Source organism: Microcoleus sp. D3_18_C2 (genome assembly GCF_036702395.1).
Taxonomy (GTDB): Bacteria; Cyanobacteriota; Cyanobacteriia; order Cyanobacteriales; family Microcoleaceae; genus Microcoleus.
The window spans coordinates 1-26,889 of record NZ_JAUBTG010000012.1 but is presented as its reverse complement, the minus strand read 5'-3'; the positions used below and the strand labels follow the sequence as shown (position 1 = coordinate 26,889).

Sequence of the window (26,889 nt, the reverse complement as noted above, 5' to 3'; positions counted from 1 at the left end):
AGCGTCTAACTGTCAGGGCATATCTGCTCGTAGCGGCAACCTCACGGTAAACGTTGCCCCTTGTCCCTCACCCGGACTTGTGGCGGTAACAGTACCGCCGTGGAGTTCTACTAAATGACGGACGATCGACAATCCTAGCCCTAATCCTGAGTCTCTGCGAGAGAAGCTACTATCCGCCTGACGGAAGCGATCGAACACATAGGGGAGAAAATCAGGGTCAATGCCTTTACCAGTATCGGTAACTTGGATTTGAGCCATGACATCAATGTAGTCTAATGCGATGTCAATTCTGCCTTCGGCTGGGGTGAATTTAATCGCGTTTGAAAGTAGATTCCACACCACTTGTTGTAAGCGAGTTGGATCGCCCAAAATCTTTGGTTGTAAAGGACTTAGCCTGGATTCAAGTTGAATATTTTTGGCTTCTGCTGCGAAACGAATTACCGCGATCGCATTTTCAACCAGTGGATTGAGCTCAATTTCAGAAGCATTAAGCCGAAATTGGCCGGTGGTAATCCGGGAAACGTCTAAGATGTCATCGATGAGTTGGTTTTGTGCTTTGGCGGCGCGCTCGATCGTTTTTAGCGCCTCCTGGGTTTTAGCCTCGTCAAATTTTTTCACGCGCAGCAATTGTGCCCAGCCAATCATCGCATTGAGCGGTGTCCGCAGTTCGTGAGAGAGGACGGACAAAAACTCATCTTTGACGCGGTTGGCCTCCTCAGCCGCCGCACGAGCCGATTGTTCTTGTATCCGAAGGCTGCGTTCAGTCTCTAACTGTTTTTGCTGCGTGATATCCTCGATCGCCAACAGGATCATCTGTGTATCGCCGATGGGAGGCATTTTGCGGCCATTGAGCAGCATTATCTTATGCCCGATCTGCTCAAAGTCATGCTCGACTTCAAAATCTTGAAACTGGGGATTTCCTGCCAGAATTGCTGTGAGGAGCGATCGCAACTGGGGAATATTCCACTGTCCATTACCCAGATCGAACAATGAGCGCTGCTCAGTTTGGCTCGGCATCACCTGAAACGTATCGTAGAAAGAACGATTGGCAGTTATTGCCCGCAGGTCGAGATCTAACACTAGCAATGGTTCCCGCACGGTTTCTACGATCGTTTCGGCGTAATTTTTCGCTTCCCTCAACTGCTGGGCGCTGAGTTTGAGCTCGTTGATATCCACCAACATCACCACAGCCCCATCAATCTTGTGGTCGATCGTCCGATAAGGTCGAATATGCAGATCGTACCAACGACCGTCTCGATCTTGAACCTCCTGAACTTTCAAATTCAGCGTGCGGATCACGTCTAAAATCCATTGCTCTAAGTCCGGTACTATCAACTTGTGAGTGATGTCGCTCAAAGACCTCCCAACATCGGTAGAAATCAAGTTGAAGATGCGTTCGATTGCGGGAGTAAACCGGCGGATTCGCAGGTCGCCTCCCAGCATCAGGATCGGAATATTGATGCTGGTCAAGAGATTTTCTAAATCGTTGCTTACCTGAGTTGATTCAACATTGCGCCGCTGCAATTCGTCATTAATTGTGTTGAGTTCTTCATTGGTTGCCTGAATTTCTTCTTTCGCCGTTTCGAGTTCCTCATTCATGCTTTGCAACTCTTCGTTGCTTGACAAAATCTCTTCGTTGGCGGCTCTCAAATCTTGATTAGCTGCTTGATGTTCTTGGACGATCGCTCCAAGATGTTCTTTTGTGGTTTTCAGTTCCTGTAGCAGCCTTGCAATCTCCTGACTTTCACAGGGTGAAGGATCGGAGTTGACTCTACTATCGTCAGTATCAGCAGCAGGCATTACAGATATCGGGGACTCCTCTTGAAATAACACTAAAAAATAGTCTTTTACCACAGCGCCGGCTTGGAATGGAATCACATTAATTCTGATCTGCCGAATGATCTGGCCCTCTTTAACTTGCAAGCCTGCCCGTGCGATCGGCTGCTTCTGCTGTGAGGCTTGTTGAATTGCAGTTCGCAGTTCCACACGCAATCCTTCTTTTGCCATTCTCAGCAGGCTAAAGCTCGCCCTACCGGGGGCCGGTTCTAGGTAGGCATTCGTCTGTCCTCGAAATTGCACAATCTCGCTGGCTGTGTTAATCACGACCCCGACAGGGGCATAGTGATTCAAAACAATGCGATCGGCCTGTTTCTCCATTTCGATTTCGTCCAGCTTTTCTGTCTGCAGCGGTGGAGGGTTGAGGGGTGTCAGAGGATAGTTGTTAGCATTTAAATCCATGCTGAGCCAATGCGACAACTGTTTTTTAGTATAAATTTTGTTCTTTTTGTCGAATAGCGCAAAGAATTCTGAAAAGTCTCCCACCGTTTCCGAAGTGCCTAACAGCAAAAAGCCTGCGGGCCGAAGCCCATAGTGGAACATTGGCAGCAGTTTTTTCTGCAACGGGGGTCCCAGATAGATCAGCACGTTCCGACAGGTAATCAAATCCATCCGGGAAAAGGGCGGATCGGCGATCAGGTTTTGTCTAGCAAAGACGCAGATTTCCCGCACGGGCTTAGCGATTTGGTATCCGCCCTCGACTTGGACAAAGAAGCGATTTAGGCGTTCAGGTGAAATATCCGCGACTTGGGCCTGGGTATAAAAGCCACTGCGGGCGATCGCGATCGCACTTTCGCTGATGTCTGTGGCATAAATCTGAATCGGCAGGTTAGTAGAGCGAGCTGCTAAAAACTCTAGCAAGCAAATGGCGATCGAGTAAGCTTCTTCACCCGTGGAACAGCCGGCAATCCAAATTCGGATCGGTGTTTTCGGCGATTTATCTTGGACAATTGCGGGAAAAACATTGCTGCTTAAGGCATCAAAGGTTTCGGGATCGCGGAAAAAGCTGGTGACATGAATTAAGACATCGTGATACAGCGCGGTTACTTCTGTCGGGGTGTTTTGGAGATATTCGGCATAATTTTCAATGCGTTCGAGCTTGTAGAGTAACATCCGCCGATGTATCCGCCGCTTCAAGGTGGTTTGCTTGTAGTTAGTAAAGTCAACTCCTGTAGCCGCCCGCAGCAAACTGTAGATCGTGGCGATCGCATCTTTATTTGCGATCGCATCTTCGCTGATAGTCGATTCTGTCGCAGGCCACTCTGCAATGTAGGGATGACGGCCGATCTCTGATATTTTCTGGGCAATTTTTTCCGGTGTCAAGATAAAGTCTACCTGACCCGTAGCCACCGCAGTATTCGGCATACTGCTGACTTGTGCCGATTCTTCACATTGGGCAAAAGTAATACCGCCGGCGGCCTTAATCGCTTTTAACCCTTGGGCACCATCGCTGTCGCCCCCGGACAAAATGACGCCGATGGCTTTGTTCCCCCGTTCTTCGGCCAGGGAAAACAGAAAAGTATCGACGGACATAAATACCCCGCGTCCTCTGCCGCGAGGCGTTAGCTTCAGCACCCCTCGATCGATGGTCATGCTGGAATTCGGGGGGATGACGTACACCTGATTCGGTGCTATCAGCATCCCATCTGTCACCTCATGCACAGGCATCAGGGTCGATCGAGCCAGAATCACACTCAACACACTTTCCTGACTCGGCAACATATGCTGAATTATTACAAACGCCATGCCGGTATCGATCGGCAAATGGCTCAGTAATTCCATAAAGGCTTCCAATCCACCTGCTGAGGCTCCTATTGCGACTACAGGAAATAAGTCGTTTTGATTGTTTTGCTGCTTGCGAGCTTTAATACCAGCTTTAGGTGGAGATTTCTTGGAATTCTTTTTTTCAGTCATTTTTTATACCCAATTTATGCTTTTTTAAGTAAGTATTATGGTAGATTTTTATTTTTATTATATATTATAAGAAATCATAAAAGTAAGAATTAGCTATCTACCTGCGGATATATTAAAGCGCACTCGGCGTGTGCGATCGAGCGATTTTCAAATTATTATTATTATTATTATTTAGAGCCATAATATCTCCATCAATGGGGACAATCGTGAGGGTTGAAATCCCTCAGAGATTGTATTAATTGTACTCTTGAAAGTTGAGCGGGAGTAAATTTACCACATTCTGCGATCGTAGCAATTCTCTGAATGTTTGCCAGAGAGTTTATTTCCCCTAAATCCGCCAACTCATCAATCAATTTTAAAGCAGAATCTTGTCCACCTTGATGAAGCAGTGGGGCTAGGGAGAATCTTCGGGGAAATGAAATAGTACAATTAAGTATAAAAAAATCTCCTACAAAGTCCAAATTAATCTCGTTTTTATACTAACTAATTCTCAAAAATCATGCAACAGTAGCGCTCCGGGCGCATCGCCCTAGAAAAGTTATCAAAAAAAGCGACTATCTCACAGATCCGCATCGGTGCATACAGTGTTTCAGGAAACAAACCAAAAACTCATAACTGTTGCAAGATTTTGGATAATTGGTATTAGGCAGGCTGTGGCAATTAATAGCGGGATAGCTTCGCTTCACGCAAATTCGCTAGCGCCCCGTCGATACTATCTCTGGATTATTTTTGTCACTACTTCCTCACTTCTTGCTGGGGCATTTTTAGCTTGTGAGTAATTTCCAGATTATAGTCGATTAGCGCTTGCCAATATTAATCAAATTCAGCAATTAATTTCTGAACTTCTTCTGGTGTTTTCTTCTGGTGTTGAAGTTGGAGGCTGTTAATTTGCAGACACACTCTAATAACTTAATTTTTTTAATTTTCCCAAAATCCGGCACTTTTTGCTAAAATCTTAAATAAAAGTAACAAAAATATATGGGAATTGGCTGAGGGAAATTAGGGAAATCCCAGCAGCGCTGCAAAATTGGGATTCTCAAGACAGGCTGCGGGCGGGTAAGGGCTTGTGAGAAAGGGCGATTCTGCGGTGGCGCTACGGATGTTGCTGAGAAAAGTGAAGGATGGGGAGTTTATGCTGCGATCGATCGTGGCGATGGGATTGCGGCAGAGTCAAACTGCGGAAGCTTGGGCGGCGCTGTTAAAAATGATGCAGTTCGATCGCGCGATCGGAATGTGCGATCCGAAGCCGCTAACTCTTTGTCAATGTTCGGAAGCGAGGCGATGACATTTTGCACCGCCACAGTATAATAGCTCGGTTGTGCGATCGCTGCCACTGTTTCATCAATAAATACGTGGTTTTTGATGTGTATAGTATCTAGCCAACGCTTTCATTCATAGCGCAATTTTTGTACAATTTCTGTAGCGAGGCTGAGTCGCTACTAAAGTTTTTTTTACGCCTTAATTTTAAGAGGTTAAAAGTGCGGGACAAACTTGATACAGCGGATTCCAGGTTTATAAAGTACACCCCAGAAACCGGGTTTCTTCTGGATTTCTCGCCAGAAACCGGTTTTATTCAAGAAACCCGGTTTCTCTGTACTTCACTTACCTGGAAAGTGCTGTATACTTAAGATCGCGAATTAAATAACTTACAATTTTAATTGTTATTGTGGGATGGGCCTAAGAGCCCGTCCTTTTTGGACGGGCTCTTAGGCCCATCCCACAAACTTGTGGAAGTTATTTAATTCTCATTCCTTACCTCCCTTGTTATTCCCAGCCTGTCTTTCACACCGACTCTTACCCCATCCTAATTCAGCATATAAGTACAAATCGTAATCCTACTATGGTCATTTTTAATTTGCTCCGAGGCGCGTTTTTGGTCATAGCAATTCAAGGCATGAATCGCATAGCTCAGCAAATTCATAAATACCTGATTCAACTTACCGACATAACATTCTATTTTTGGCAAATCTCTTGGGGACGAGGCGCACTCTACAGATAGAGTTTGTGCGTGCAGGAGTGTTCCCTCTTTCTTCTTCCTTCTCAATAAAAAATCCCGGTTTCTTTAAAAAACCGGGATTTTTCCTACCAACTAAGAGAGGAGTCAAAACTTCACAGGTAGCGGTTGCCGGAATTCTGCATTTCTCGCACAACCCTCTAAACCAAACTACGGCAAATTCTAGTTCCAGCTTCTTTAAAGCTGTCTCATTTCCTCTTCAAGCACCCGAACCAAATCTTGATTGCCACTGGATCTCGCTACTTCTATGCGGTGCATCAGTTGCTTGTGAATGTTAGCGCGGTGGGTTTCTGCTACTTTTTTTACGTTTTGACGATTTGTGTTCATGGTGGACGTTCCTTATATTAAATTTGGTGTACCTGCTACTTCTCTAATATAGCGCTAAATTCCAAAAAGTATCTAAATTTACAAAAAATTTACAGTTGTTGACCGATCGACCAAACTCCTGTATAAGATTGGTCATAAGTCAATAGCGATATCTTGACAATCAGAAGTCATTAGTCATTAGTCAGTAGTCATTAGTCATTAGGCTGATGCCCGATGCTTTTAGGCCCGATGCTTTTAGGCCCAACATTTACATTTAGTCAAGCGGTGCGCGGTACGCACTCAACATTTAGTCAAAACTCAAAACTTGCTTCAGCGCCTCTACCAACTGCTGAAGGTGTGCGAGCTCGTGAGTTGCCATCAGCGAAATCCGAATTCGACTCACGCTGACAGTCGGAGGCCGAATCGCTGGAGCAAAAATACCCATTTCCTTGAGTTTGCTGCCGACTGTTAAAGCGGAGGCTGCATCTTTTAACGGAAGAGTGAAAATTGGGGAGAGGGAATTACTAATTGGTAATTGGTAATTGGTAATCGCGCAATATTTGAAAGTTTCGATATTTTGTCGCAACCGAACTCGGCGTTCTGGTTCTTGCTGTACAATCCTCACAGCTTCTAAAGCAGCAGCCGCGTCAGCAGGCGTCAATGCTGTAGTATAAATCCAACTCGCAGCTCGATTACGCAGAAAATCAATTAAAGCAGCAGATCCCGCAACGTAACCACCTAAACTTCCCAAAGCTTTGCTGAGTGTCCCCACTTGAATCAGTGGTGTTCCCGTACACCCGAAATGTTCTGCACAACCGGCACCGCTAGCACCGAAAACTCCCGTAGCATGAGCTTCATCTACTAATACCATGCAGTTAAAGGTTTCGGCCACAGCCAACAACTGTGGTAGCGGACACAAGTCCCCATCCATGCTAAAGACGCTATCGGTAATAATTAAACACTTGCGATACCTTGCGCGATTTTGCTCTAGCTTGGCTTTTAAATCCTCAAGATTGCAGTGACTGTACTCTAGGGCAGTTGCACCGCTGAGTGTGGCTCCGTTTTTCAGGCTCGAATGGTTGTACTTGTCAGATAATATCAAATCGCGCTTGCCGACAACGGATGCGATCGCCCCTAGATTCGCCAAATATCCCGAACTGAATACTAAAGCATCTTCAGTTTGTTTTAAATTAGCAATAGCTTGTTCTAACTGTCGGTGCAAATCGCGGTGTCCGCTGACCAACCTCGAACCCGTCGCACCCGTACCAAATTCCTTAGTTGCAGCTATAGCAGCTTCAATTAACCTGTCATCGCCCGCAAGTCCCAGATAATCGTTGCTGGCAAAGTTAATCAGGCTGTGGCCTGCTAACTTTACCACAGGCCCAGGGGAACTTTCGATCGATTCTGGCGATCTATACCAATTGGCACGGCGAACTGTGTCCAGGGCCTTCTCTATCCAAGCGTAAGGGTCTGTGTTCATATTGGAAAGCGATCGGGTAATACGTTATATTAGCTGGTGATCAGTTCCTCCCTATCACAGAAGCATATGCCACTCACTAAAAAATACAGATTAGTCACCCGCAGCGATTTTGACGGTCTAGTCTGTGCAGTTTTGCTCAAAGAACTCGATATGATCGACGAGATTAAATTCGTGCATCCTAAAGATATGCAGGATGGGAAAATCGAAATAACAAATAACGATATTAGCACCAATTTACCCTATGTTGAGGGAGTTCATCTAGCTTTCGATCACCATTTCAGCGAAACTCTTAGACACGAGAAAATCAAAATCAACCACATCATCGATCCCTATGCAGCTTCTGCAGCTAGGGTACTGTACAAATATTATGGAGGCCAAGCAAAGTTTCCTGATATTTCTGAGGCGATGATGGTGGCAGTTGACAAATCAGATTCCGCTCAATTTGCCAAAGAAGAGGTTCTGCACCCGCAAGAATGGGTGCTGTTAAACTTCATAATGGACGCCCGAACGGGGTTGGGAAGGTTTAAAGAATTTACCGTTTCCAATTATCAGTTAATGATGCAGTTAATCGATTACTGCAAATATCATACCATCGACCAAATATTGCAGCTTCCTGATGTAAAAGAAAGAGTAGACCTCTACTTCGAGCAAGAAGAAAAATTTAAAGAGCAAATACAGCGATGCGCCCAAGTTTATAATAATTTAGTTGTTTTGGATTTGCGTAACGAAGATGTGATTTATGCGGGAAATCGTTTTGTAATTTATGCTTTGTTCCCTCAGTGCAATATATCGATTCACGTACTTTGGGGACTGAAACAACAAAATACTGTTTTCGCAGTTGGCAAGTCAATCTTTAACAAAACTTCTAAAACTAATATTGGGGAGTTAATGTTGAGGTATGGCGGCGGTGGACACCAGAATGCCGGAACTTGTCAGATTGAGAACGATAAAGCTAGTCAAGTTTTGAAACAGTTAATTGCCCAGATAGAGCAAAATGGTTAATTTGGCTTTATCTTTTTTGCAGTCAGGACTTGAGTCTTTGATTATTTATTTTAATTTTCAGCACTAAAGTCCTTACTACCAACAGGGATTTTTAGGACTGAAGTCCTTACTGCCAACGAGAGTTTATTCCTCAAGGTTTTGATCTGGCGGGTTCTGAACATTGAGATTTTCTGAACTTTTGCCTTTGACTGGTGGCAAATGGTCTACCAAACCCATATCAAAAGCGATATCCGGCAACTCATCAGCGTTATATTTTCCTGGCTCAAACAATCGGCCGGGAGTAAAACAAGGCTGTTTTAATCGTACCACTTCTCCGGGTGAAAACATTCCCCTAAACATTTTGCGTTCGAGTCCCATAATTTCTGCTCTTAAAACAACTTTCGCATTAATCTTAGCAATTTTTGAGCAGCAGCTTCCCAATTAAATAAATCTGCCGTCTCTTTAGCTTTTTGAGCTACCTGAAAACGCATCGGGTCTTCAACAATTTTTCGCAACTGTTCGCGAACCGACTGAACATTTGGCTCGGCCCAATGAGGAGCATTTCTGATTTTTAGATACTCAGTATCGTAACACTTTCCCACGGGAACTAGATCGTAAGCAATGGGATAGCAGTTATCAGCATTGGCGTACTCAGTCGGGCCGCCGTACATAGTCATAGCAACGGGCAAACCTGCTGCAAAGGCATCCAAAATTTTAATCGCAAAACCCTCGCCGCGAAAGGGTGCTAAAAAAGCATCTGCTGACAAGTATAAATCAGCTAGTTCTGCTTTAGTACAAAATTTAGGCTTTACCTGAACTTTTGACTTGAACTTGCCGAATTGTTTTTCGATATTTACGAGGTGTTCCACTATAACATCAGGATTTTTGCCACCATCTTTGATAATTAACTCTACGTTAGAATCATCTTTAAACTCTTCACAAAAAGCTTGAATTGCCAGATCCGTGCCAAATCTATACAAATCAAAAGAATTGGTCATGTGCAGAATATACTTTACATCTTTTTGGGTTTTTTGCGGTCTGGGCAAATAGAGTTGCGAGATTAAAGGATTGAAACCTAGAGGCATGACTGATACGTTAGCCGGCGGACATCCAGCTTTTATTAAAACGTTTTTAGAATATTGGCTGACGGCTAGTTTGTGGGATGAAGTGTTAACAGCATCGTAAATCCAGTAATCATAATCATCATGGTTTTTGGCGAATTCGTAATTGATAGCAAAAAGTTCTAAGTTGAGATGTCCGTTGAGTTCTTTTAAAAAATAAGGTTTCCAATAATGAGACCATTTGATCTGAAATAAATCTGAGGGTGTGGTGTTCATCCACTTCTCTAGCAGGTCGTTTTCTTCTGCTGTGGAATGGCGGCTGAGATGAGAGGCTATTGTTGAAGGTTCGACCGAAATAGGAATTCCCATTTGGTCTAAAGTTTTGGCCAGGGATAGGGTAATGTCGGTGAAGGAGTTAAAGTGTTGAAAGGCAACGTTAAAGTGAACCATATTTATGGGTTATTAGTGCAGGGCGATCGCATCTAATTTGGTATAAATTGTACTTGACAAATGACATAAAATGCACCTGCCAGAGGCAGGGCTGCGGTGGAGACGGGATGGGCCACCAACAAGTAGTTAAACTGGGAATGGACTCCCGGCAGGTATCTCTCACTGAGGCAGATGGAAAAAGGCTGCCGTGAAATCTATCGGCAACGGAACATTGTTGAACGTGCTATCAAGCGACTCAAGCAATGGAGTCGGAGCGCTATTCGATATGAGAAGCTGCCTGCCAATTATACAGCCACGATCGCGATCGCCTGCATTCTGTTGTGGTTATAGTTTGAAAACACGCCCTAGGCAAGAGCACGTGATGGAGATAAATCAACTAGGTGGAACCCCAGCGAGCGTGCTTAGCTGGCTATCAGCATCACACTCAATTTTTCTTCCTTAGTTTACGAGCTGCGCTTGAATGATGCTGTCAAATGTTTTAAAAATTTCCCTCACCATTATACCTTAATTAAGATGCGATTACGCTGTAATATCTCTGAGTAACTTTTTTTATTCTTTCTATTCTGGGGTAGTTCAAATTGGCAAAATATTCTAAAAACCTGCCATTTAATATAATATTCACCGAAGGCAATGAATCTGTTTGTTTTGGTTGGTGAGTTAAAGTTTGAGTAAAACCTTTTGCCATTGATAGCATCCATCAACGACAATAACTACATTTAAATTTATTCGGATTTAACTGTAGCATATTTGGGGTTCCAATTAAGATGCGTTTACCCTGGAGCGTAAAGCCAGGATTAGGCAGCAGTTAAATCGGTCTACCTATCCTACTTGACTTTTGTGACATTTTCGTAATTTGTCACCAATGGGAAGACCCTGGTAATGAAGATTTGGAGGCAGAGCCTCCAAATTGTTTTCTCCTTTTAATAGAGGATGTGCCTCCTCCAAAAGTCTGCCCAGGCAGAGCCTGGGAAAGATTGAAATAGTCATTGGTCAGGCGTTAATTGTTACTAACTAATAACTAATAACTAATTAGCACTTTTTTACAGCTTCTGGAAGACTGCGAACATCGGCAGATACATCGACAGCAAAATTGAACCTACGATACCACCGACGACCACAATCATCAGAGGTTCTAGCATACTGGTAAGTCCTTTTACTGCTTCTTCCACTTCCGTTTCGTAGAAAGCGCCAACTTTCATCAGCATCTTGTCAAGTTCCCCTGTCTCCTCGCCAATTGCCATCATTTGGATGGCCAAAGACGGAAAAACAGCTTGTTCTTGCAAAGCAATACTGATCATGCCGCCGCCTTGAATTTCCTGTCTCGCATATTCGATCGCATTAGATATCGCCTGATTTCCCGCCACATCTCGCACAATTTCCAAAGAATTGAGAATCGGCACGCCCGATCGCGTCAGCGACCCAAATATCACGCAAAACCTAGCCACCGCAGATTTTTCGATCAAATCGCCAAACACCGGCAATTTCATCGCAATTCTATCAATTTGTAGGCGACCTATGGGAGTTTTGTAGTACATATCGAAGGCAATTTTTAGCGCTATAATTACCCCAATAACTGTCACCTGTTGAATCGGAGGCCAAGCGGTACAAAATGAACTAATTGCCAACATCATCACCGTAAAAGCCGGCAAATCTGCACCAATATCCTTAAAGATTTTAGCGAAAGTTGGTAGCAAGAATATGGTCATTGCGAAAAAAATCACGATCGCGATGGAAAGCACCGTCTTCGGATAAGACATAGCCGAATTAATTTCGGATTCCGTCTTGTGATTTTTTTCCATCATCACCGCCAGACGGTCTAGGGTTTCATCTAGTACCCCCCCGACTTCTCCCGCCGCCACCATACTGATAAACAGTTGGTCAAACACATCAGGAAACTTAGCCATCGCCTCTGCCAAGTTTATCCCCTCCTGAACGTCAGCATTCATGCTTCTGAGCGCTCGCTTCAGCTTAGCATTAGAACACTGCTCGTGCAGCACGGAAAGGCATCGAACGATCGCCACCCCTGCATTAAACATAGCCGCAAACTGACGAGCAAAAATAGCCATATCCTTAACAGTAAGGCTGGTAAGGTTATATTCAATTTGCTCCTGAATCTTACTGAAATCAAAGCCACCTTTCGGTTTTTGGCGGATAACGTTGGTAGCCACAGCTCACCTCTGAAAATTTATTAAAAGTTATGACTCATCAGTCATCAGTCATTAATTCAGCCTGCGAACTCCTGACTAATGACTGCTGACGGAACTAATGAGCTTTTACCGGGGCGCTACCAACCGGTGCCGGGCCGATCAAGCGTTCGAGTTCGTCAGCCTTAGAAGCCTTGGCCATTGCCGATTCCCAAGTGACTTTACCGCTCTTGTAAAGTTCAGCGAGGGCCATTTCCATCGTCCTCATACCCAATTTTGCCCCCATTTGGATTTGGGAGTAAATCATCGGAGTTTTTCCCTCCCGGATCAAGTTAGCCATAGCTGGAGTATTTACCATGATTTCCATAGCGCAGCAGCGGCCGCCCCCAACTTTTATTACCAAATTTTGGCTGGCTATTCCCACCAAAGAGTTAGACACCTGGGCGCGAACCTGGGGTTGTTGAATGGGCGGGAACACGTCCAAAATCCGATCGATAGTTGCAGCCGCCGAATTAGTGTGCAGCGTTCCCATCACCATGTGACCCGTTTCTGCCGCCGAAATTGCCAGACCGATCGTTTCCAAGTCCCGCATTTCCCCCACGAGAATTACATCAGGATCTTCGCGCAAAGCAGCTTTCAGCGCATTAGCAAAGCTCTTAGTATCTTCGCCCTTTTGGCGCTGGTGAAACAAACTCTTGACATTGGGAAACACGTATTCGATCGGGTCTTCAACGGTTAGAATGTGTTCCGCCCGCGTCCGGTTGACCAGATCCAACAAAGCCGCCATCGTAGTAGTTTTCCCGGAACCCGTTTGTCCCGTCACCAACAGCATACCCCTGGGTCTTTCCGTCATATCCCGCAAAACCTGTGGCACGCCTAAAGCATCTGCGTTAGGAATCTTAGAAGCCAGAGCCCGCATACAAGCAGCCCAAGCACCCCGTTCCCGGTAGACATTTACCCGGAACCGAGCCAATCCCCGAACGCCGTAAGCGCAGTCGAGTTCCCACTCCATTTCCAACTGCTTGCGCTGCATATTGTTGAGCATTTGGAAAATTAGGATCTGCACTTCCTCAGCAGACAGAATGTCTCCGTATTGCGTCTGAGGAGTTAGTTTACCGCTGACTCGGAAGAATATAGGCGCGCCCGCTTGGATGTGTATGTCCGAACCCCCTTGCTCTACCAGGGACTCCAGTACGTCTTCAATCATCAGACCCATAGATACCTCTCCTCGATCGAATTGATATGATAGTTATTGACCAATCTAGCTCAGTTAAGAGTCAACAGTTAATAGTCAACAGTTAACTGCTGAATCAATCCAAAAAGCGCGGAGTCAAACAGTACGGACAATCAAGCATCTCCGGCTTCAATTCCGCCTGACAAGTCTTGCAGGTAAGTCCCTGCTTGCGTTTGGCTTTCATTTCAGCCTCCAGCCCAGAGTCTGTAAACGTCACCCGCTCGACTTCTTCAAAGGTAGTCGCGCCTTCCCGCACCAACTGCAAGCTGTAAGCAAGCAGCGTTTTCATCCCTTCTTCTACTGCTGCTTCCTTAATTTGCTCTGTGGGAGCTCCTTGAGTGATCAGAGTTTGAAGCCGCTCAGTATTTTTCAGGAACTCGTAAACCCCTACCCGTCCTTTGTAGCCTAGGCCGCCGCACTTCCGACAAAGTTGCTCGTTGTCTGCGAGTTCCTTCCTTTCCTCCACGGGTATAGTGTTGGCTCTGTAAACAGTTAGATCAATTTCTTGAGAAGCCGACAGACCGTACTTGCCGAGTTCTGCTGCAGTAGGCTGGTAAGGAATGCAGCATTTGTCGCAAACGCGCCGCATCAGACGTTGAGCCAACACGCCCAACAGAGCGGCCGAAACCATGAACGGTTCTACGCCCATTTCGGCCAAACGCGCCACTGCCCCGGCCGCGTCGTTCGTGTGCAGCGTCGTCAGCACCAAGTGTCCCGTCAAAGCAGCTTCCAGAGCAGTTTTTGCCGTTTCCTTGTCCCGCGTTTCCCCCACCAGCATCACGTCAGGGTCTTGCCGCAAAAAAGCCCGCAGAATGTTGGAAAAAGTCAAGTCTTTTTCCCGAATTACTTGACATTGGGTAATTCCTGGCAAAGCATATTCGATCGGGTCTTCCGCCGTACTGATATTAACCCCCGGATCGTTCCGTTCCGCCAGAATCGAGTACAGAGTAGTTGACTTGCCCGAACCCGTCGGCCCCGTCACCAAAATCAGTCCGAACGGACGGCTAGCACTCTCTCGCACTAAAGCCAGAGTTTCTTCGTCGGAGATTAACAAACCCAAACCCAACTGAGTGCTGGAACTGTCCAAAATCCGCAGCACGATTTTTTCACCGTACCGGGAAGGCAAGCTGTTGACCCGGAAATCCACCGTGCGTCCCTCAAACACCCGGCGGATGCGCCCGTCTTGAGCTTGTCGGCGTTCGGCAATATCCAGGTTGGCAATAATCTTGAAACGAGCGGTAATCGATTGGACTACCTGCTTGGGAAACCGGAAATACTCTTGCAGCACTCCGTCTTTCCGCATCCGAATCCGCATGAACTCTTCTTGAGGTTCTACGTGGATGTCAGACACCTTTTCCGACAAAGCTTTCGCCAAAATGATATTGACGGCCTTAATTACGGGAGCAGCCTCTGCATCGTCCAAGGTGTTAGCGAGGTCTTCTTGGTCGGTGCTCTCCTCTACTAGCGAGAGCTCGCCAAAATCTCCCTCCCCTAAATCCATCTTTCTCTGCTTTTCGATTTCAGCTTTTTTAGCTTCCCTCTTAACTTGTTCGTCTTGATAAGCAGAAGTAATGTCCTGGTAGTCGTCCGGCGTAATCACTCGCCGCTGCAAAGCCAAGCCGTGAGGCTGTAAAATCCGCCGCAAATCTTCTATGGCGTTGAGGTTGTCGGGATCTACCATTGCCACTAAAACCGCCGCAGGCTCAGTTTCAGTCTTCGCTACGGGTAAAAACCGACCTTGGTGACAAATGTCGATCGAAATCTTCAACGCATCGAGCATAACTCCGAGTTGCTCGTTAGACATTTCGCTCATCTCCGGGTCAAATGCTTCAACGCCGTAGACTATCTTCCGTTCAAACATCTGCTGCTTCTTGTAAAGTCGCAGCAATTCTGGAGGCAACGGCTGCCCGGTAAGTGCTTCTAATACCTCCGTCAACCGCTTGCCGGAGTTCCGGCTATCAACTAGAGCTTGTTTTACTTGCTCGCCGTTGACGTAACCCGACTGAATCATCTTGGTGATAGCCGGAGTAAATTGACTCACAGAAACTAGGGATGTGGAGCGAAGCGGGGATGTGCTAGTCATAAAAAACACTCAATAGGTGGGAAACTCAGTCACAAAAAGTGCTGAGAGGAAAACCAACGTGGGGTTTTAACCCCCGTATTCTTTGCTTATGGATCAGCTATCATTTTCTGGCTCAATCCCTATCTCTCAAGTTTAAGCTCGCAGTCCCCTCTAAGCTGCGTCCACAAATTGACGAGACCTGGGAGGGATTTGCGGGTGCTTGCAATCAAATCTTGTTCGTTGAGTGCTAAGTTGCTTATTTACCTGATTAACTTGCGGGATACTCTCGTTATAGCGTCAGGGCACATCACTTGGGGGTTCCCCGTACCGGGAGAGAAAAGCGGGGCGGGGTGTGTCCCCCTCCCAGACTAATTCTATTTTCCCAAATTGTTTGCTCAAATTACAGCGCCCGTGGTGGCGCGGTTAGCTTTACTAAATTAAATATGAGCTATGTTCTGTGATGATAGCTTTTACGAAAGCCTCGATCGCCCTTTTGAAATATATTTTGATTAATTATCTGCGATCTGTCACTCCCCGATCGTCGGCTGCATGAGCCCCCAGGGCAAATTTTGAGCAACTCTAGTTTTGGGTCAGTAAATATTACTTTGATTATACCCTGGTTTCCGAACCTTTGCGATCTAAGTTTTACGGTTCAGAAATGTTGGAAAGATGCCCATTAGATATCCATATTATCTAAAGATGAGTATCGTCGCCATACCCGCTAATATCTATCATTTGAATGGCAAAAATTCCACACTTCAATAAACTTCGGCGTTATTGACTCTGAAAAACCACGCCCCCAATTCGCATCAAGATTAAAAACCTAGTGTCTGAGTTATAGTCATTTCAAATAAGTATGAGAATTTTAAAAAATGATGTAAAATGAAAAAAATTGTTAACCAGTTAGGAAAATGTCTTACAGCATAGATTTGAGAAAAAGAGTAGTGAACTATGTAGAAAATGGCGGTCGTATCGCCCAAGCTGCTGTCCTATTTAAGGTAGGAAGAGCAACGATATATCGGTGGCTGCGTCGGTCAGACCTTCAAGCTACAAAGGTAAAAAGACGTAAGAGAAAACTAGATTGGCAGGCATTGGAAAAGGATGTTAAAGAGAATCCAGATGCCAGATTAATCGACAGAGCCCATAAGTTTTGCACCAGACCCAGTGCCATATCTTATGCTCTTAAAGAAATGAAAATTACCCGAAAAAAAAACAACTTCGTTACCAGGAGAGAAACCGAGAAGAAAGAATGAAATACTACTCTCATCTCAGAGAATTGATTAAAGTATCGGGAAGTCAAAGTCTGGTTTTTGTTGATTAATCAGGATTTGAGCCGTTTCTAGATTGTGCTTATGGCTGGTCTAAAAAAGGCAAAAAAATCTGGGGTGAAAAGTCCGGCAAACGGGGAACAAGAGAAAATCTAGTAGCTGGAAGGAGGAAAGGAAAAAAGGACTTAATTGCCCCAATGGTTTTTACGGGAAGCCTCAATGCAGAAGGCTTTGAAGGGTGGTTATCTTTATATTTATTACCCTCTCTAACAAAGCCATCTATATTAATCATGGATAATGCACCGATTCATCGAAAAACAGCCATTCGAGAACTGGTAGAGGAAACGGGTCATCAAGTTATTTTTCTCCCGAAATATTCTCCCGACCTGAACGATATTGAACACGATTTTAGTGCCTTAAAGCGAGCCAGAATGTATGCTCCTCCTGGCACATCTTTAGATGAACTTATCTGTGCCTACTGCGCTCAATAGTGTCTCTTTTTTATTTGAAATGACTATACACAAGCACACAGATAACTATTTAGTTCCTCAATACAAATTTCTTTTTCTCCCCACTTGGCAAACTCAGCAAATGGTAAAAAATGGCAGTGTCAGGTTGCGAATAAAACAGCGTGACCGATGATAACTTTAATTCCCTATCGTTTTAAGTAAACCTTGAAACATCAAGCCTCCTAAATGGGAAATATTGTAGTAGACTTAACCGCAAAATATACTTATAAAAGTTGTAAATGCGATCGCGTTAATTAAAAATGAGGAACCAACAAACATTGGATTGGCCCTATTAATGCCATAATATTATACCTAAATATTTAAACGGGGCTTTGAATATTTTAGGGAAAGCTTTGAGCAATGTCTCCAGGTCGGGCGAGACTTCCTCTTTTCACATTGTGCCATACACAGTAAATTCGAGTCCTCTAGATTTACCGGGTTAACTGTATCTGCTAGAATTGATAGGGTTCTGTCGCGCAGCTTTTATGATTGACGAGGAAAAACAGCAAGATCAAGATCCTAACTCAACTGGGGAAACCACCCCAGAGGGTTCGCCAATGGCAAGCGAAAATCCGGCGGCATCAGGAAACTCGAACGAATCGGCGGATTGGGAGCTCGAACTTGCTCGAGCTTATCAAAGTTCTCAAGGCGATCGCCCGCCAGCAAACGCATCCGGGGATACCATCACCGGCAGTTCCACCAACAGCCCGACTGCAGACGGGGCGGAGCCTTGGAAGAAGGAACTGGCCCAGGCCAACGATGAAAAAGAGGCTTTAAAAACTCAGTTGCAAGCCACATCGGCTCAACTAGAAGAACTGAAAAATCAAAATCTCCGCCTAGCAGCAGATTTTGAGAACTTCCGCAGGCGTACCCAAAAGGAAAAAGAAGAGCTAGATTTACAGGCAAGGTGTCTCACGATTAAACCCCTGTTGCCGGTAATTGACAATTTCGAGCGCGCTCGATCGCACATCAAGCCGCAAACCGACGGCGAAATGAACATTCACAAAAGCTACCAAAGTGTTTACAAGCAAATGGTAGATAGCCTCAAGCAAATCGGGGTTTCTCCGATGCGGCCCGAAGGCGAACAGTTTGACCCCAACATCCACGAAGCTCTACTCAGCGAGCCAACTGACGAACACGAGGAAGGCACAATTATCCAAGAACTAGAACGCGGCTACATTCTGGGCGATCGCGTCTTGCGGCACGCCAAAGTGAAAGTTGCAGCGGCTGGGCTATCTGTGGTAGCCTCAGATGAAAATCCCGATAGTTCGGAAAGTTAATCGGGATACAAGGTACTGCATTCCTCAAAGTCACTGACCCCCGAATTCTATTCGGGGGTTCCAAGGTGGCAGACTCACCAACTTCTGAATTAAAGATGACTAAAAGCAGGTCAGCGCTTTCTCCAAAAATTCTGAAAAATGTTTTTACCGGTCTTTGATATTGCTTGAGGACATCAAGTTTATTTCCTACAAATCTAGTCTGGTAATGCTTGTTTGAACAAGCTGAGTCGTTTTTCCTCCCCCAACCTGTAGTTGGAGGTTTCCAAACATCCCACAAAGTTTTATGAGGCGCTATGGGAAAAATTATTGGAATTGACTTAGGCACAACTAACAGTTGCGTAGCTGTGTTAGAGGGCGGTAAACCCGTCGTGATCGCCAATTCCGAGGGCGGGCGCACAACTCCGAGTATAGTAGGATTCGGCAAGGCGGGCGATCGCTTAGTAGGTCAACTAGCCAAGCGGCAAGCTGTAACTAATGCTTTAAATACTGTCTACAGTATCAAACGATTTATCGGACGGCGGTGGGACGACACGGAAGAAGAACGAGCGCGGACTCCCTATACCTGCATAAAAGGGAAAGACGATACCGTTAACGTCCAAATTCGGAACAAGGTTCACACTCCCCAAGAAATCTCGGCAATGGTACTCCAAAAGCTCAAGCAAGATGCTGAAGCTTATTTGGGACAAACTGTTACCCAAGCCGTGATTACAGTACCAGCCTACTTCACAGACGCCCAACGGCAAGCTACTAAAGACGCCGGTACGATCGCCGGTCTAGAAGTCCTGCGGATCGTCAACGAACCGACAGCGGCAGCCCTTTCCTACGGGCTGGACAAGCAAAATATAGAACAGAAAATCTTGGTCTTTGACCTAGGCGGCGGTACTTTCGACGTTTCGATCCTGCAACTGGGAGACGGAATTTTTGAAGTCAACGCTACCTCCGGTAACAACCATCTCGGAGGAGATGACTTTGACGACTGCATAGTGCAGTGGCTGGTAGAAGCTTTCCGCACTCAAGAAGGCACTGACCTTTCACAAGACAAAATGGCCTTGCAGCGCCTCCGAGAAGCTGCCGAAAAAGCAAAAATCGAACTCTCCAACCGGGAATCCACCTCAATCAATTTGCCCTTCATCTCTTCTGACGAAAAAGGGCCGAAGCATTTGGAAATGGAACTCTCCAAAGCTCAGTTTGAAAAACTGGTGGCTCATTTGGTGCAAGCGACGATCGATCCGGTGACTCAAGCCCTCAAAGACGCAAGTTTGACCCCCAAAGACATAGACAGAATTATTTTAGTGGGAGGCTCAACCCGGATTCCGGCAGTTCAACAGGCAATTAGCAAGTATTTTGGGGGCGTTTCTCCCGATAAATCCGTCAATCCCGACGAAGCTGTAGCGGTAGGCGCGGCAATTCAAGCCGGAGTGTTGGGTGGTGAAGTCAAAGACTTGCTGCTGCTCGATGTGACGCCGCTCTCCCTGGGACTCGAAACCTTGGGCGGGGTGTTTACCAAAGTAATCGATCGCAATACAACTATTCCCACGAGCCGATCGCAAATGTACAGCACGGCGACAGACGGGCAAACCTCGGTAGAAATTCACGTCCTCCAAGGCGAGCGGGCATTGGTTAAAGACAATAAAAGTCTCGGCAAGTTCCTGCTCAAAGGCATTCCCCCAGCCCCCCGCGGCGTACCTCAAATCGAAGTTACCTTTGAAATCGATGCCAACGGGATTCTCAAAGTTGCCGCTGAAGACAAGGGAACCGGAAAAGAACAAAGCATCCAAATTTCCAATACAGGGGGATTGAGCGAAACCGAAGTCGAGCGGATGCGACAAGAAGCCGAACTTTACGCCGACGAGGACATCAAGCGCGCTCTACTCGTCGAACTCAAAAATCAAGCTGACTCCCTCGTCTATAATTGTGGTGTAACTTTAAAAACCAACGCGCAACTGCTGAGTGACGAGCTCAAGGCCGAAGCGGAAACAGCCGCAGCAGCCTTGCGGGCAGCGATGAGTAACCCCGACATCACAATCGAGGAACTCACCCCCGCAATCGAATCTTTCAAGCAACTGCTATACTCGCTGGGGACAGCAGTCTACGACCAAGCCCGCAGCGGGGTAGCCCCGTCAGGAGCTGTTGTTGAAAGCGAGATGATGTCAGAAGTAGAATCATCAGAACCAGAAGAGGTTAAAGCGGACGACGACAGCATTTTGCTGAAAGAAGAGCTGCTGGTGGCGCCCCAAGCTCCGCCGGCACCAAAGCCGGAACCAAAGCCGGCACCAAAGCCGGAACCAAAGCCGGAGCGACAGTCAAAACGACAGCCAAGTCCACAGTCAAATCCACAGTCAAGTCCACAGTCAAATCCACAGTCAAGTCCACAGTCAAAACAAAAACAGAAGGTTCCCGAACCAGAAGTTGATGATATGAATCCTTTCCTTTAAAACAGAAAAGCTAAAAATTAAAAGTTAAAAATTAACAATGAGAATTTTTGATTTTTAATCTGTAATTTCAGGAAAGGTAGCCCGTTTCTTTTTCGTACACTTTTTGTTATTTACCTCCAGGCAAGCAGCTCTATGGCCGGTGATTACTATGAAATATTAGGCGTTTCTCGCAGCGCAGACAAAGAAGAAATTAAGCGTGCTTACCGCCGCCTAGCTCGCAAGTACCATCCAGATGTCAACAAAGAATCCGGTGCCGAGGAGCGGTTTAAAGAAATTAACCGCGCCTACGAGGTACTCTCAGAACCAGAAACCCGCGCCCGTTTCGACCGTTTCGGCGAAGCAGGCGTCAGCGGTGCAGGCGCGCCTGGGTTCCAAGACTTTGGTGACAGCTTTGCCGATATTTTTGAAAGCTTCTTTCAGGGCTTTCAGGGAGGCGTCGGTGGGCCACAACAGCAAGGTCGCAGGCGCAGCGGGCCGGTGCGCGGAGACGATTTGCGCCTCGATTTGCGGCTGGATTTTCGAGAAGCAGTGTTTGGTGGGGAAAAAGAACTCCGCATCAAGCATCTAGAAACCTGCGAAACTTGCACCGGGACTGGCGCGAAACCGGGAACCAGACCACAAACCTGCTCGACTTGTACCGGCAGTGGTCAAGTCCGACGCGCTACCCGCACTCCTTTCGGCAGCTTTACTCAAGTTTCAGTTTGCCCCACTTGCAACGGCACCGGGCAAGTGATTGAGGACAAGTGCGAAACTTGCGGCGGCCGAGGCCAGAAAGAAGTGATGAAAAAGCTGAAAATCACAATTCCGGCTGGGGTTGACAACGGTACTCGCTTGCGCGTTTCTAATGAAGGGGATGCCGGCAAACTGGGCGGGCCGCCTGGGGATCTTTACGTGTTCTTGGCGGTGAATGAAGACCCGCTATTTAAGCGCGACGGCACTAACGTTAGCTCGGAAGTTAAGATTAGTTATTTGCAAGCAATTTTAGGGTGCCGGTTGGAAGTGGAAACCGTAGACGGGCCGACGGAATTGTTGATTCCTAGCGGAACTCAGGCGAATACTGTTTTGACTCTTGAGAAAAAAGGGGTGCCTCGGTTGGGAAATCCAGTCAGTCGCGGCGATCATTTGATTACGGTGTCTATTGACATTCCGACTAAGGTGACGGCTGAGGAACGGGAATTGCTGATGCAGCTTGCTAAGCTGAAGGGCGATCGTACTGGTAAAGGCGGTTTGGAAGGATTTCTGGGCAATTTGTTTCAGAAATAAGCAATTTTTGACACCAATTGGTGTCAAATTTTCCTGTTTCAGGATTCCCCAGCCATTGGTTTTAGTATTTGTCAAAAAATTGTGTGGAATTGCTCACAAAAATCTCAGGTGGGACGCTTCCTGGGCATTGCGTTTCAGCAGCGCTCAAAAAAGTGAGCGCAATTGCGCTCACTTTTTTCAGAAAGAATAACAGTCTGTGTCCAATTGGACACAAAATTTTAGATTCTCCAGTTTCCAGGCAACTTGTTTAAAAAACTACGGCTTTCAGGATTTGAGATTGCAAAAAGTATTATGAATTCAACATCGAAAATTGAAAATCCCAAATCCCCAGATGCCAAAATCGATCTGCGGGGTACTCCGTGTCCTCTGAATTTTGTCCGCACTAAACTGCGCTTGGAGCAAATGGCACCGGGAGCAGTTTTGGAAGTGTGGCTGGATGCTGGGGAGCCGATCGAACAAGTGCCCGATAGTCTGAAAATGGAAGGGTACCAGATTCTGGAAACGCAATTTGTCGCGGATGGGCCGGAGTCGGGCTATTTTTCCATGAAAGTGCAGCGCCCCGAACACCAGGAAGCAGGATGAGCCTGAATTCACCCTCGATCGTGGGTACTGTAATTGCTGTTCAGGCTAACTTCTACCAAGTGAGGTTAGATCCCGAAGTCTCCATTGACGGGGAAAAGGCCCCCCTTGCAGATTCTCCGATTCTCTTGTGCACTCGTCGCACTCGACTCAAAAAAATTGGCCAACAGGTGATGGTGGGCGATCGGGTGGTGGTAGACGAACCGGACTGGACTGACCGCCGGGGAGCAATTTCTGAAGTCTTCCCCCGCCAAACAGAACTCAACCGCCCGCCTGTAGCTAATGCCGATCGCATTCTCCTGGTTTTTGCCCTCGCCGAACCAGACTTAGATCCCGCATCATTAACTCGGTTTTTAGTCAAGGCAGAATCTACAGGTTTAGAGGTGAGTTTGTGCCTGAACAAATGCGATTTGGTCACGCCCGATGAGTTGGAACAGTGGCGCGATCGGCTTTCAGGCTGGGGCTACGAACCAATGTTTATTAGCGTCCGCAGCGGTTTAGGAGTTCATGAAGCCCCCGCTAAGGGTCAAAATGAAATTTTTGCCTCGAAACCGCATTTCAATGACTTAGCGGAGAAAATAGAGCCATCTCTGCTGATTTCTGAGGATAACCCCCACCTTCCAAATTCGGTCAAGCCGTTACATCCGTTAAATCCCGTACATATGCCGTTGCCGAACTTGCTTCTAGACCACCTGCAAGGAAGAATAACGGTAATTTGTGGCCCTTCTGGGGTTGGCAAGTCCAGCTTGATCAACCAACTGATCCCGGCCCTGAATCTGCGAGTGAACGCTGTTTCCGGCAAACTCGGCCGCGGGCGCCACACGACTCGCCACGTCGAACTATTTGAACTCCCCGGCGGCGGACTTTTGGCCGATACTCCGGGCTTTAATCAACCGGCTCTCGAATGCGATCCGTCCGAGTTAGCGGAATATTTCCCAGAAGCGCGCCAGAGGCTGGCTTTGGGTAGCTGCCAGTTTAGCGACTGTTCGCACCGAGACGAGCCTAACTGTGTCGTGCGGGGGGGTTGGGAGCGCTATGAGTATTACTTGCAGTTTCTCGAAGAGGCGATCGTCCGCGAACAAGCTCTGCAAAACTCCAGCAGCGCCGAATCGAGTTTGAAGCAGCAAACCAAGTCGGATGGTACGCAGCATTACGAACCGAAGCTGCAAACTAAAAAATATCGCCGCTCTTCCCGCCGCCTTCAACACCAGTCACTCCAAGATATGTGTCAAGACTTAGAGGAATTGTGAGGAAGTCGCCGCCCATCGGCCGTAGGTACTAGAAAACCGTACCAAGACTTACCCAGAAACCGGGTTTCCTTGACGAAAATACTTAGTTGCACCCCAAGGGGCTGTTCGCAAAACCGGCTTTCTTTAGTGGCGAGTGCGTAAGTCCTGAGTACATTAATAGCTAAAATTAAATGGCCTTAGATTTGTTAAAAAAAGTAGAACAGAAGCAAAAGTTAGCGGGTACTGCAGGAGCAAAAATATTGTGAATATTCAAGAACTGTTTCAAAAAGGCGGCCCCGCCATGTGGCCCCTGTTGGTGTTATCGATTTTATCTTTGAGTACAATTATCGAGCGTTTGTGGTTTTGGGCAAGCCTCCTGAGCAAAGAAAAGCAGATAGTTAACCGCATTCTGGAAGCCGCTCGCAGCGATTGGGGGGTGGCTAACGAGATGGCCAGACAAGCTAACAGACAGCCGATCGGGCGATTTCTTTCTGCACCCCTGCGGCTCTACAATCCCGAACCAGATTTATTTCGACTCGCACTCGAAGCAGCAGCCGATGAAGAGTTGGCTTCGATGCGCCGCGGCGACAAAATCTTAGAAGCTACGATCGCTCTGGCGCCTTTGCTGGGCTTGCTGGGAACAGTCCTGGGCTTGATTAACTCGCTCAGTTCCATCCGTCTGGGCGACATCGGCACGGCGGCCACGAGTGGCGTGACATCGGGCATTGGCGAATCGCTGATTACGACTGCTACTGGGATGGTAGTAGCAATTTTTACCTTGGTGTTTTATCGGATATTTCAAGCTTTTTTGTTCAACCAGGCAAAAATATTTCGCAAAGCTGGAAATGAACTCGAATTGCTTTACAGACAATACTGGCCTGCTGCTAATGCTAAGGGTCGAGCGCCCGGTGCCGAATACAGCAATTCTTCCTTTGGTGCAGATGCTTTGAACAGGCGTTCTCTCAATTCTCAAGAACCGGGAGAACGGAATCGGGAGCCGAAATTGAAAGGTTCCGATCCGGCTGAAGATTCACCTTCTAATAATTAGAACCAAGGAGAACTGATGAAGATTAATCTAGATACTCCTGCTGAAGAGGCTCGGATTGAACTGGTGCCTTTAATTGACGTGATATTTTGCATTCTGACGTTTTTTCTCCTGGCGGCTTTGCAACTGACTCGCCAGCAAGCCATTAATGTCGATTTGCCTAAAGCGAAGACTGGACAAACGCAGATGCGAGAGATGCTGATTGTCAGCATTGACGATTTCGGGCAAACTTATATCGACCAATTGCCTGTTAATTACCAACAGCTCGATCGAGTTTTAAAGAGTTTCCAAAGCCAAAATCCTACGGGGTTGATGGTGCTGTACGCTCCTCAAAATGCTAGATATGCCAAGGTTGTCGAGGTTTTAGACAAATTGAGAGAGGTAGGGGGCGATCGAGTTGCCCTGGCAACTCTTCCTAGTTCGGCTTCCTCCCCATTGCCCAATCCCTCGCTTCCCAATTCTGGCATTCCCGCGACACCTGCGATCGGCAATTCAGGTCAACCTCTGCCGTCTCCTGTGCCTCCGGGGCAGCAACAGTTCAACCCCAATCAGTTTCAATCCCCTCTCCCCGCTCCCGGGCAGCAGCAGTTCAATCCGAATCAGTTTCAATCCCCTCTCCCGGCTCCTGGGCAGCCTAGCAACTTTGGGGCAAATCAGGGCATTCCTCCTGTTTCGCCTGCACCCGCTGCTCCCAATTTCAGTCCTGGAGTCGCCACTCCACCGCAAGATGGCGGGCCCTCCAATTAGTTAGGAAGAAGGTTCGGCAACGGATTGTGTAAGGGATGTAACGGATGTCAGTCCGATGTCCGTCGGAAGAAGGGAGAAGGAAGAAGGGAGAACAGAGCTAGTCCCTAGGTAGCGAATAAATAGACAAAATGATACACTTATAGACAAATATGCGGTGTACCATTTTGTTTAAGCTCGCGCGTTTTCGCAAAAAAGCTGGGATTGTCAGTAAAAACACTCCAACGTTGGGACGTTTCAGGGAAGTTGCAAGCCTTGCGCACCCTGTCAGGTCATCGGTTCTACACCGAAGATGATCTCTTGATAGCCAACGGATTGAAGCCCATAGAAGCCAACCGAAAAACGGTCGTCTACCGCCCTTGTTTCGTCCAGTGGACAGAAACCGGAACTCAAAAATCAGATGCTGGCAATGGAAGCTTTCTGCCCTTGTCGAGGATTAACAGTCGATGATTGGGTGTCAGAAATTGGGGGCGGACTAAATTTTAAAAGGAAAAAGTTTCTAGCAATCATGCTGTCAATGCTCAAAGGTGAAATATCAATAATTGTAATTGCACACAAAGACAGAATGTGTCGCTTTGCTTTTGAATTCATCCAAGAGCTTGCCACGTCGGTTGGATGCGAAATTGTAGTCGCCAATCAATTATCGTTGTCCCCCCAGCATGAATTAGTAGAAGATTTGATGGCGATAATCCACTGCTTCTCTTGCCGTCTATACGGTCTACGAAATTACTCCAAAGAGCTCAAAGAAAACCTAAAAAATGCTATTGACAAGCCCGTACAAGAACTGGCAAAATTGAGCAATCAAGAAATACAGTGTTGAGGTCGAACAATGCTTCTGTCCATCAAAACAAAGCTAAAGCTAAGCAAAAGTCAAGCCACAATAATGAGCAAGCACGCTGGAATAGCAAGGTTTACTTATAATTGGGGCTTGGCTACTTGGAGTAATCTTTATCAAGATGGACTGAAGCCAAATAAATAGGGAGCATGTCACTTTTGCAATAAGTATTTATACTTGTGCAGTTTTTGGCGGTCTACCAATTAAGCCATTTAAGTAA

General features: G+C 46.6%; 20 protein-coding genes and 2 pseudogenes. 14 read left to right on the top strand and 8 right to left on the bottom strand.

The window, feature by feature from the left end:
* Positions 1-12: 12 nt before the first annotated feature.
* Positions 13-3,750 (bottom strand): chemotaxis protein CheB, encoded by a 3,738-nt coding sequence (locus QUA88_RS10400; RefSeq protein ID WP_333271583.1) that lies wholly within the window; start codon positions 3,748-3,750, stop codon positions 13-15.
* Positions 3,751-4,816: 1,066 nt separating this feature from the next.
* On the opposite strand from QUA88_RS10400, the gene QUA88_RS10395 reads away from it, so the two are divergent.
* Positions 4,817-5,035, top strand: coding sequence for a hypothetical protein (locus QUA88_RS10395; protein ID WP_333231637.1), 219 nt, complete (start codon positions 4,817-4,819; stop codon positions 5,033-5,035).
* A gap of 555 nt (positions 5,036-5,590) precedes the next feature.
* Positions 5,591-5,749: a hypothetical protein gene (locus tag QUA88_RS10390; RefSeq protein WP_333212558.1), complete on the top strand. Its 159-nt coding sequence runs from the start codon at positions 5,591-5,593 to the stop codon at positions 5,747-5,749.
* Between the two features lie 192 nt (positions 5,750-5,941).
* Here QUA88_RS10390 and pirA read toward each other — a convergent pair whose 3' ends face one another.
* Both pirA and bioF read right to left on the bottom strand, forming a co-directional pair.
* The gene (gene pirA, locus QUA88_RS10385) at positions 5,942-6,091 is read right to left on the bottom strand and encodes an arginine synthesis PII-interacting regulator PirA (RefSeq protein ID WP_172185012.1); all 150 of its coding nucleotides are present in this window, start codon (positions 6,089-6,091) and stop codon (positions 5,942-5,944) included.
* A 286-nt stretch (positions 6,092-6,377) separates the two neighbouring features.
* On the bottom strand, positions 6,378-7,550 hold the full coding sequence (bioF, locus tag QUA88_RS10380; protein WP_333056034.1) for an 8-amino-7-oxononanoate synthase: 1,173 nt from the start codon (positions 7,548-7,550) through the stop codon (positions 6,378-6,380).
* A gap of 66 nt (positions 7,551-7,616) precedes the next feature.
* Here bioF and QUA88_RS10375 point away from each other — a divergent pair, with 66 nt between their 5' ends.
* On the top strand, positions 7,617-8,552 hold the full coding sequence (locus QUA88_RS10375; protein WP_333056035.1) for an exopolyphosphatase: 936 nt from the start codon (positions 7,617-7,619) through the stop codon (positions 8,550-8,552).
* A 123-nt stretch (positions 8,553-8,675) separates the two neighbouring features.
* Here QUA88_RS10375 and QUA88_RS10370 read toward each other — a convergent pair whose 3' ends face one another.
* Together QUA88_RS10370 and QUA88_RS10365 are read right to left on the bottom strand one after the other, a co-directional pair.
* Positions 8,676-8,909 carry a hypothetical protein gene (locus QUA88_RS10370; RefSeq protein WP_333056036.1) on the bottom strand — a complete coding sequence of 78 codons (234 nt, stop codon included), beginning with the start codon at positions 8,907-8,909 and terminating at the stop codon, positions 8,676-8,678.
* 11 nt (positions 8,910-8,920) lie between these two features.
* Positions 8,921-10,042: a glycosyltransferase family 4 protein gene (locus QUA88_RS10365; protein WP_333056037.1), complete on the bottom strand. Its 1,122-nt coding sequence runs from the start codon at positions 10,040-10,042 to the stop codon at positions 8,921-8,923.
* A gap of 171 nt (positions 10,043-10,213) precedes the next feature.
* Here QUA88_RS10365 and QUA88_RS29490 point away from each other — a divergent pair, with 171 nt between their 5' ends.
* Positions 10,214-10,372 (top strand): transposase, encoded by a 159-nt coding sequence (locus QUA88_RS29490; protein WP_445243020.1) that lies wholly within the window; start codon positions 10,214-10,216, stop codon positions 10,370-10,372.
* 710 nt (positions 10,373-11,082) lie between these two features.
* On the opposite strand, the gene QUA88_RS10360 is transcribed toward QUA88_RS29490, so the two are convergent.
* From QUA88_RS10360 to QUA88_RS10350, 3 genes are all read right to left on the bottom strand, one after another.
* Positions 11,083-12,210: a type II secretion system F family protein gene (locus QUA88_RS10360; RefSeq protein ID WP_333056038.1), complete on the bottom strand. Its 1,128-nt coding sequence runs from the start codon at positions 12,208-12,210 to the stop codon at positions 11,083-11,085.
* 94 nt (positions 12,211-12,304) lie between these two features.
* Complete coding sequence (locus tag QUA88_RS10355; RefSeq protein WP_333056039.1) at positions 12,305-13,402, bottom strand: type IV pilus twitching motility protein PilT; 1,098 nt, start codon at positions 13,400-13,402, stop codon at positions 12,305-12,307.
* 94 nt (positions 13,403-13,496) lie between these two features.
* A complete protein-coding gene (locus QUA88_RS10350; protein WP_333212562.1) occupies positions 13,497-15,503 on the bottom strand; it encodes a GspE/PulE family protein in 2,007 nt (668 codons plus the stop codon).
* A gap of 890 nt (positions 15,504-16,393) precedes the next feature.
* Between QUA88_RS10350 and QUA88_RS10345 the strand changes: the two are divergent.
* The 10 genes and pseudogenes from QUA88_RS10345 (at position 16,394) to QUA88_RS10300 (ending at position 26,813) form a co-directional block, all read left to right on the top strand.
* Positions 16,394-17,241 (top strand): annotated as a pseudogene (locus tag QUA88_RS10345) (IS630 family transposase).
* Between the two features lie 503 nt (positions 17,242-17,744).
* Positions 17,745-18,539 carry a nucleotide exchange factor GrpE gene (grpE, locus tag QUA88_RS10340; RefSeq protein ID WP_333056043.1) on the top strand — a complete coding sequence of 265 codons (795 nt, stop codon included), beginning with the start codon at positions 17,745-17,747 and terminating at the stop codon, positions 18,537-18,539.
* A 293-nt stretch (positions 18,540-18,832) separates the two neighbouring features.
* The gene (gene dnaK / locus QUA88_RS10335; protein WP_333271575.1) at positions 18,833-20,974 is read left to right on the top strand and encodes a molecular chaperone DnaK; all 2,142 of its coding nucleotides are present in this window, start codon (positions 18,833-18,835) and stop codon (positions 20,972-20,974) included.
* 132 nt (positions 20,975-21,106) lie between these two features.
* Complete coding sequence (gene dnaJ / locus QUA88_RS10330; protein ID WP_333056045.1) at positions 21,107-22,237, top strand: molecular chaperone DnaJ; 1,131 nt, start codon at positions 21,107-21,109, stop codon at positions 22,235-22,237.
* A gap of 291 nt (positions 22,238-22,528) precedes the next feature.
* On the top strand, positions 22,529-22,819 hold the full coding sequence (locus QUA88_RS10325; RefSeq protein ID WP_333056046.1) for a sulfurtransferase TusA family protein: 291 nt from the start codon (positions 22,529-22,531) through the stop codon (positions 22,817-22,819).
* On the top strand, positions 22,816-24,066 hold the full coding sequence (gene rsgA, locus QUA88_RS10320; protein ID WP_333271572.1) for a ribosome small subunit-dependent GTPase A: 1,251 nt from the start codon (positions 22,816-22,818) through the stop codon (positions 24,064-24,066). The genes QUA88_RS10325 and rsgA overlap by 4 nt, the downstream gene beginning before the upstream one ends.
* Before the next feature lie 241 nt (positions 24,067-24,307).
* Positions 24,308-25,093, top strand: coding sequence for a MotA/TolQ/ExbB proton channel family protein (locus QUA88_RS10315; RefSeq protein ID WP_333271568.1), 786 nt, complete (start codon positions 24,308-24,310; stop codon positions 25,091-25,093).
* A gap of 15 nt (positions 25,094-25,108) precedes the next feature.
* On the top strand, positions 25,109-25,837 hold the full coding sequence (locus QUA88_RS10310; RefSeq protein ID WP_333056049.1) for a biopolymer transporter ExbD: 729 nt from the start codon (positions 25,109-25,111) through the stop codon (positions 25,835-25,837).
* Positions 25,838-25,984: 147 nt separating this feature from the next.
* A pseudogene (locus QUA88_RS10305) lies at positions 25,985-26,654 on the top strand (IS607 family transposase).
* 9 nt (positions 26,655-26,663) lie between these two features.
* On the top strand, positions 26,664-26,813 hold the full coding sequence (locus QUA88_RS10300) for a helix-turn-helix domain-containing protein (protein ID WP_333056050.1): 150 nt from the start codon (positions 26,664-26,666) through the stop codon (positions 26,811-26,813).
* Positions 26,814-26,889 lie beyond the last annotated feature (76 nt).

What these genes read in the sequence shown, in the direction of transcription:
- pirA (WP_172185012.1), bottom strand. Translation starts at nt 6,091, where the DNA reads ATGAACACAAATCGTCAAAACGTAAAAAAAGTAGCAGAAACCCACCGC.
- bioF (WP_333056034.1), bottom strand. Translation starts at nt 7,550, where the DNA reads ATGAACACAGACCCTTACGCTTGGATAGAGAAGGCCCTGGACACAGTT.
- grpE (WP_333056043.1), top strand. Translation starts at nt 17,745, where the DNA reads ATGATTGACGAGGAAAAACAGCAAGATCAAGATCCTAACTCAACTGGG.
- QUA88_RS10390 (WP_333212558.1), top strand. Translation starts at nt 5,591, where the DNA reads ATGGTCATTTTTAATTTGCTCCGAGGCGCGTTTTTGGTCATAGCAATT.
- rsgA (WP_333271572.1), top strand. Translation starts at nt 22,816, where the DNA reads ATGAGCCTGAATTCACCCTCGATCGTGGGTACTGTAATTGCTGTTCAG.
- dnaK (WP_333271575.1), top strand. Translation starts at nt 18,833, where the DNA reads ATGGGAAAAATTATTGGAATTGACTTAGGCACAACTAACAGTTGCGTA.
- QUA88_RS10300 (WP_333056050.1), top strand. Translation starts at nt 26,664, where the DNA reads ATGCTTCTGTCCATCAAAACAAAGCTAAAGCTAAGCAAAAGTCAAGCC.
- QUA88_RS10325 (WP_333056046.1), top strand. Translation starts at nt 22,529, where the DNA reads ATGAATTCAACATCGAAAATTGAAAATCCCAAATCCCCAGATGCCAAA.
- QUA88_RS10370 (WP_333056036.1), bottom strand. Translation starts at nt 8,909, where the DNA reads ATGGGACTCGAACGCAAAATGTTTAGGGGAATGTTTTCACCCGGAGAA.
- QUA88_RS10375 (WP_333056035.1), top strand. Translation starts at nt 7,617, where the DNA reads ATGCCACTCACTAAAAAATACAGATTAGTCACCCGCAGCGATTTTGAC.
- QUA88_RS10365 (WP_333056037.1), bottom strand. Translation starts at nt 10,042, where the DNA reads ATGGTTCACTTTAACGTTGCCTTTCAACACTTTAACTCCTTCACCGAC.
- QUA88_RS29490 (WP_445243020.1), top strand. Translation starts at nt 10,214, where the DNA reads ATGGAAAAAGGCTGCCGTGAAATCTATCGGCAACGGAACATTGTTGAA.
- QUA88_RS10400 (WP_333271583.1), bottom strand. Translation starts at nt 3,750, where the DNA reads ATGACTGAAAAAAAGAATTCCAAGAAATCTCCACCTAAAGCTGGTATT.
- QUA88_RS10350 (WP_333212562.1), bottom strand. Translation starts at nt 15,503, where the DNA reads ATGACTAGCACATCCCCGCTTCGCTCCACATCCCTAGTTTCTGTGAGT.
- QUA88_RS10310 (WP_333056049.1), top strand. Translation starts at nt 25,109, where the DNA reads ATGAAGATTAATCTAGATACTCCTGCTGAAGAGGCTCGGATTGAACTG.
- dnaJ (WP_333056045.1), top strand. Translation starts at nt 21,107, where the DNA reads ATGGCCGGTGATTACTATGAAATATTAGGCGTTTCTCGCAGCGCAGAC.
- QUA88_RS10355 (WP_333056039.1), bottom strand. Translation starts at nt 13,402, where the DNA reads ATGGGTCTGATGATTGAAGACGTACTGGAGTCCCTGGTAGAGCAAGGG.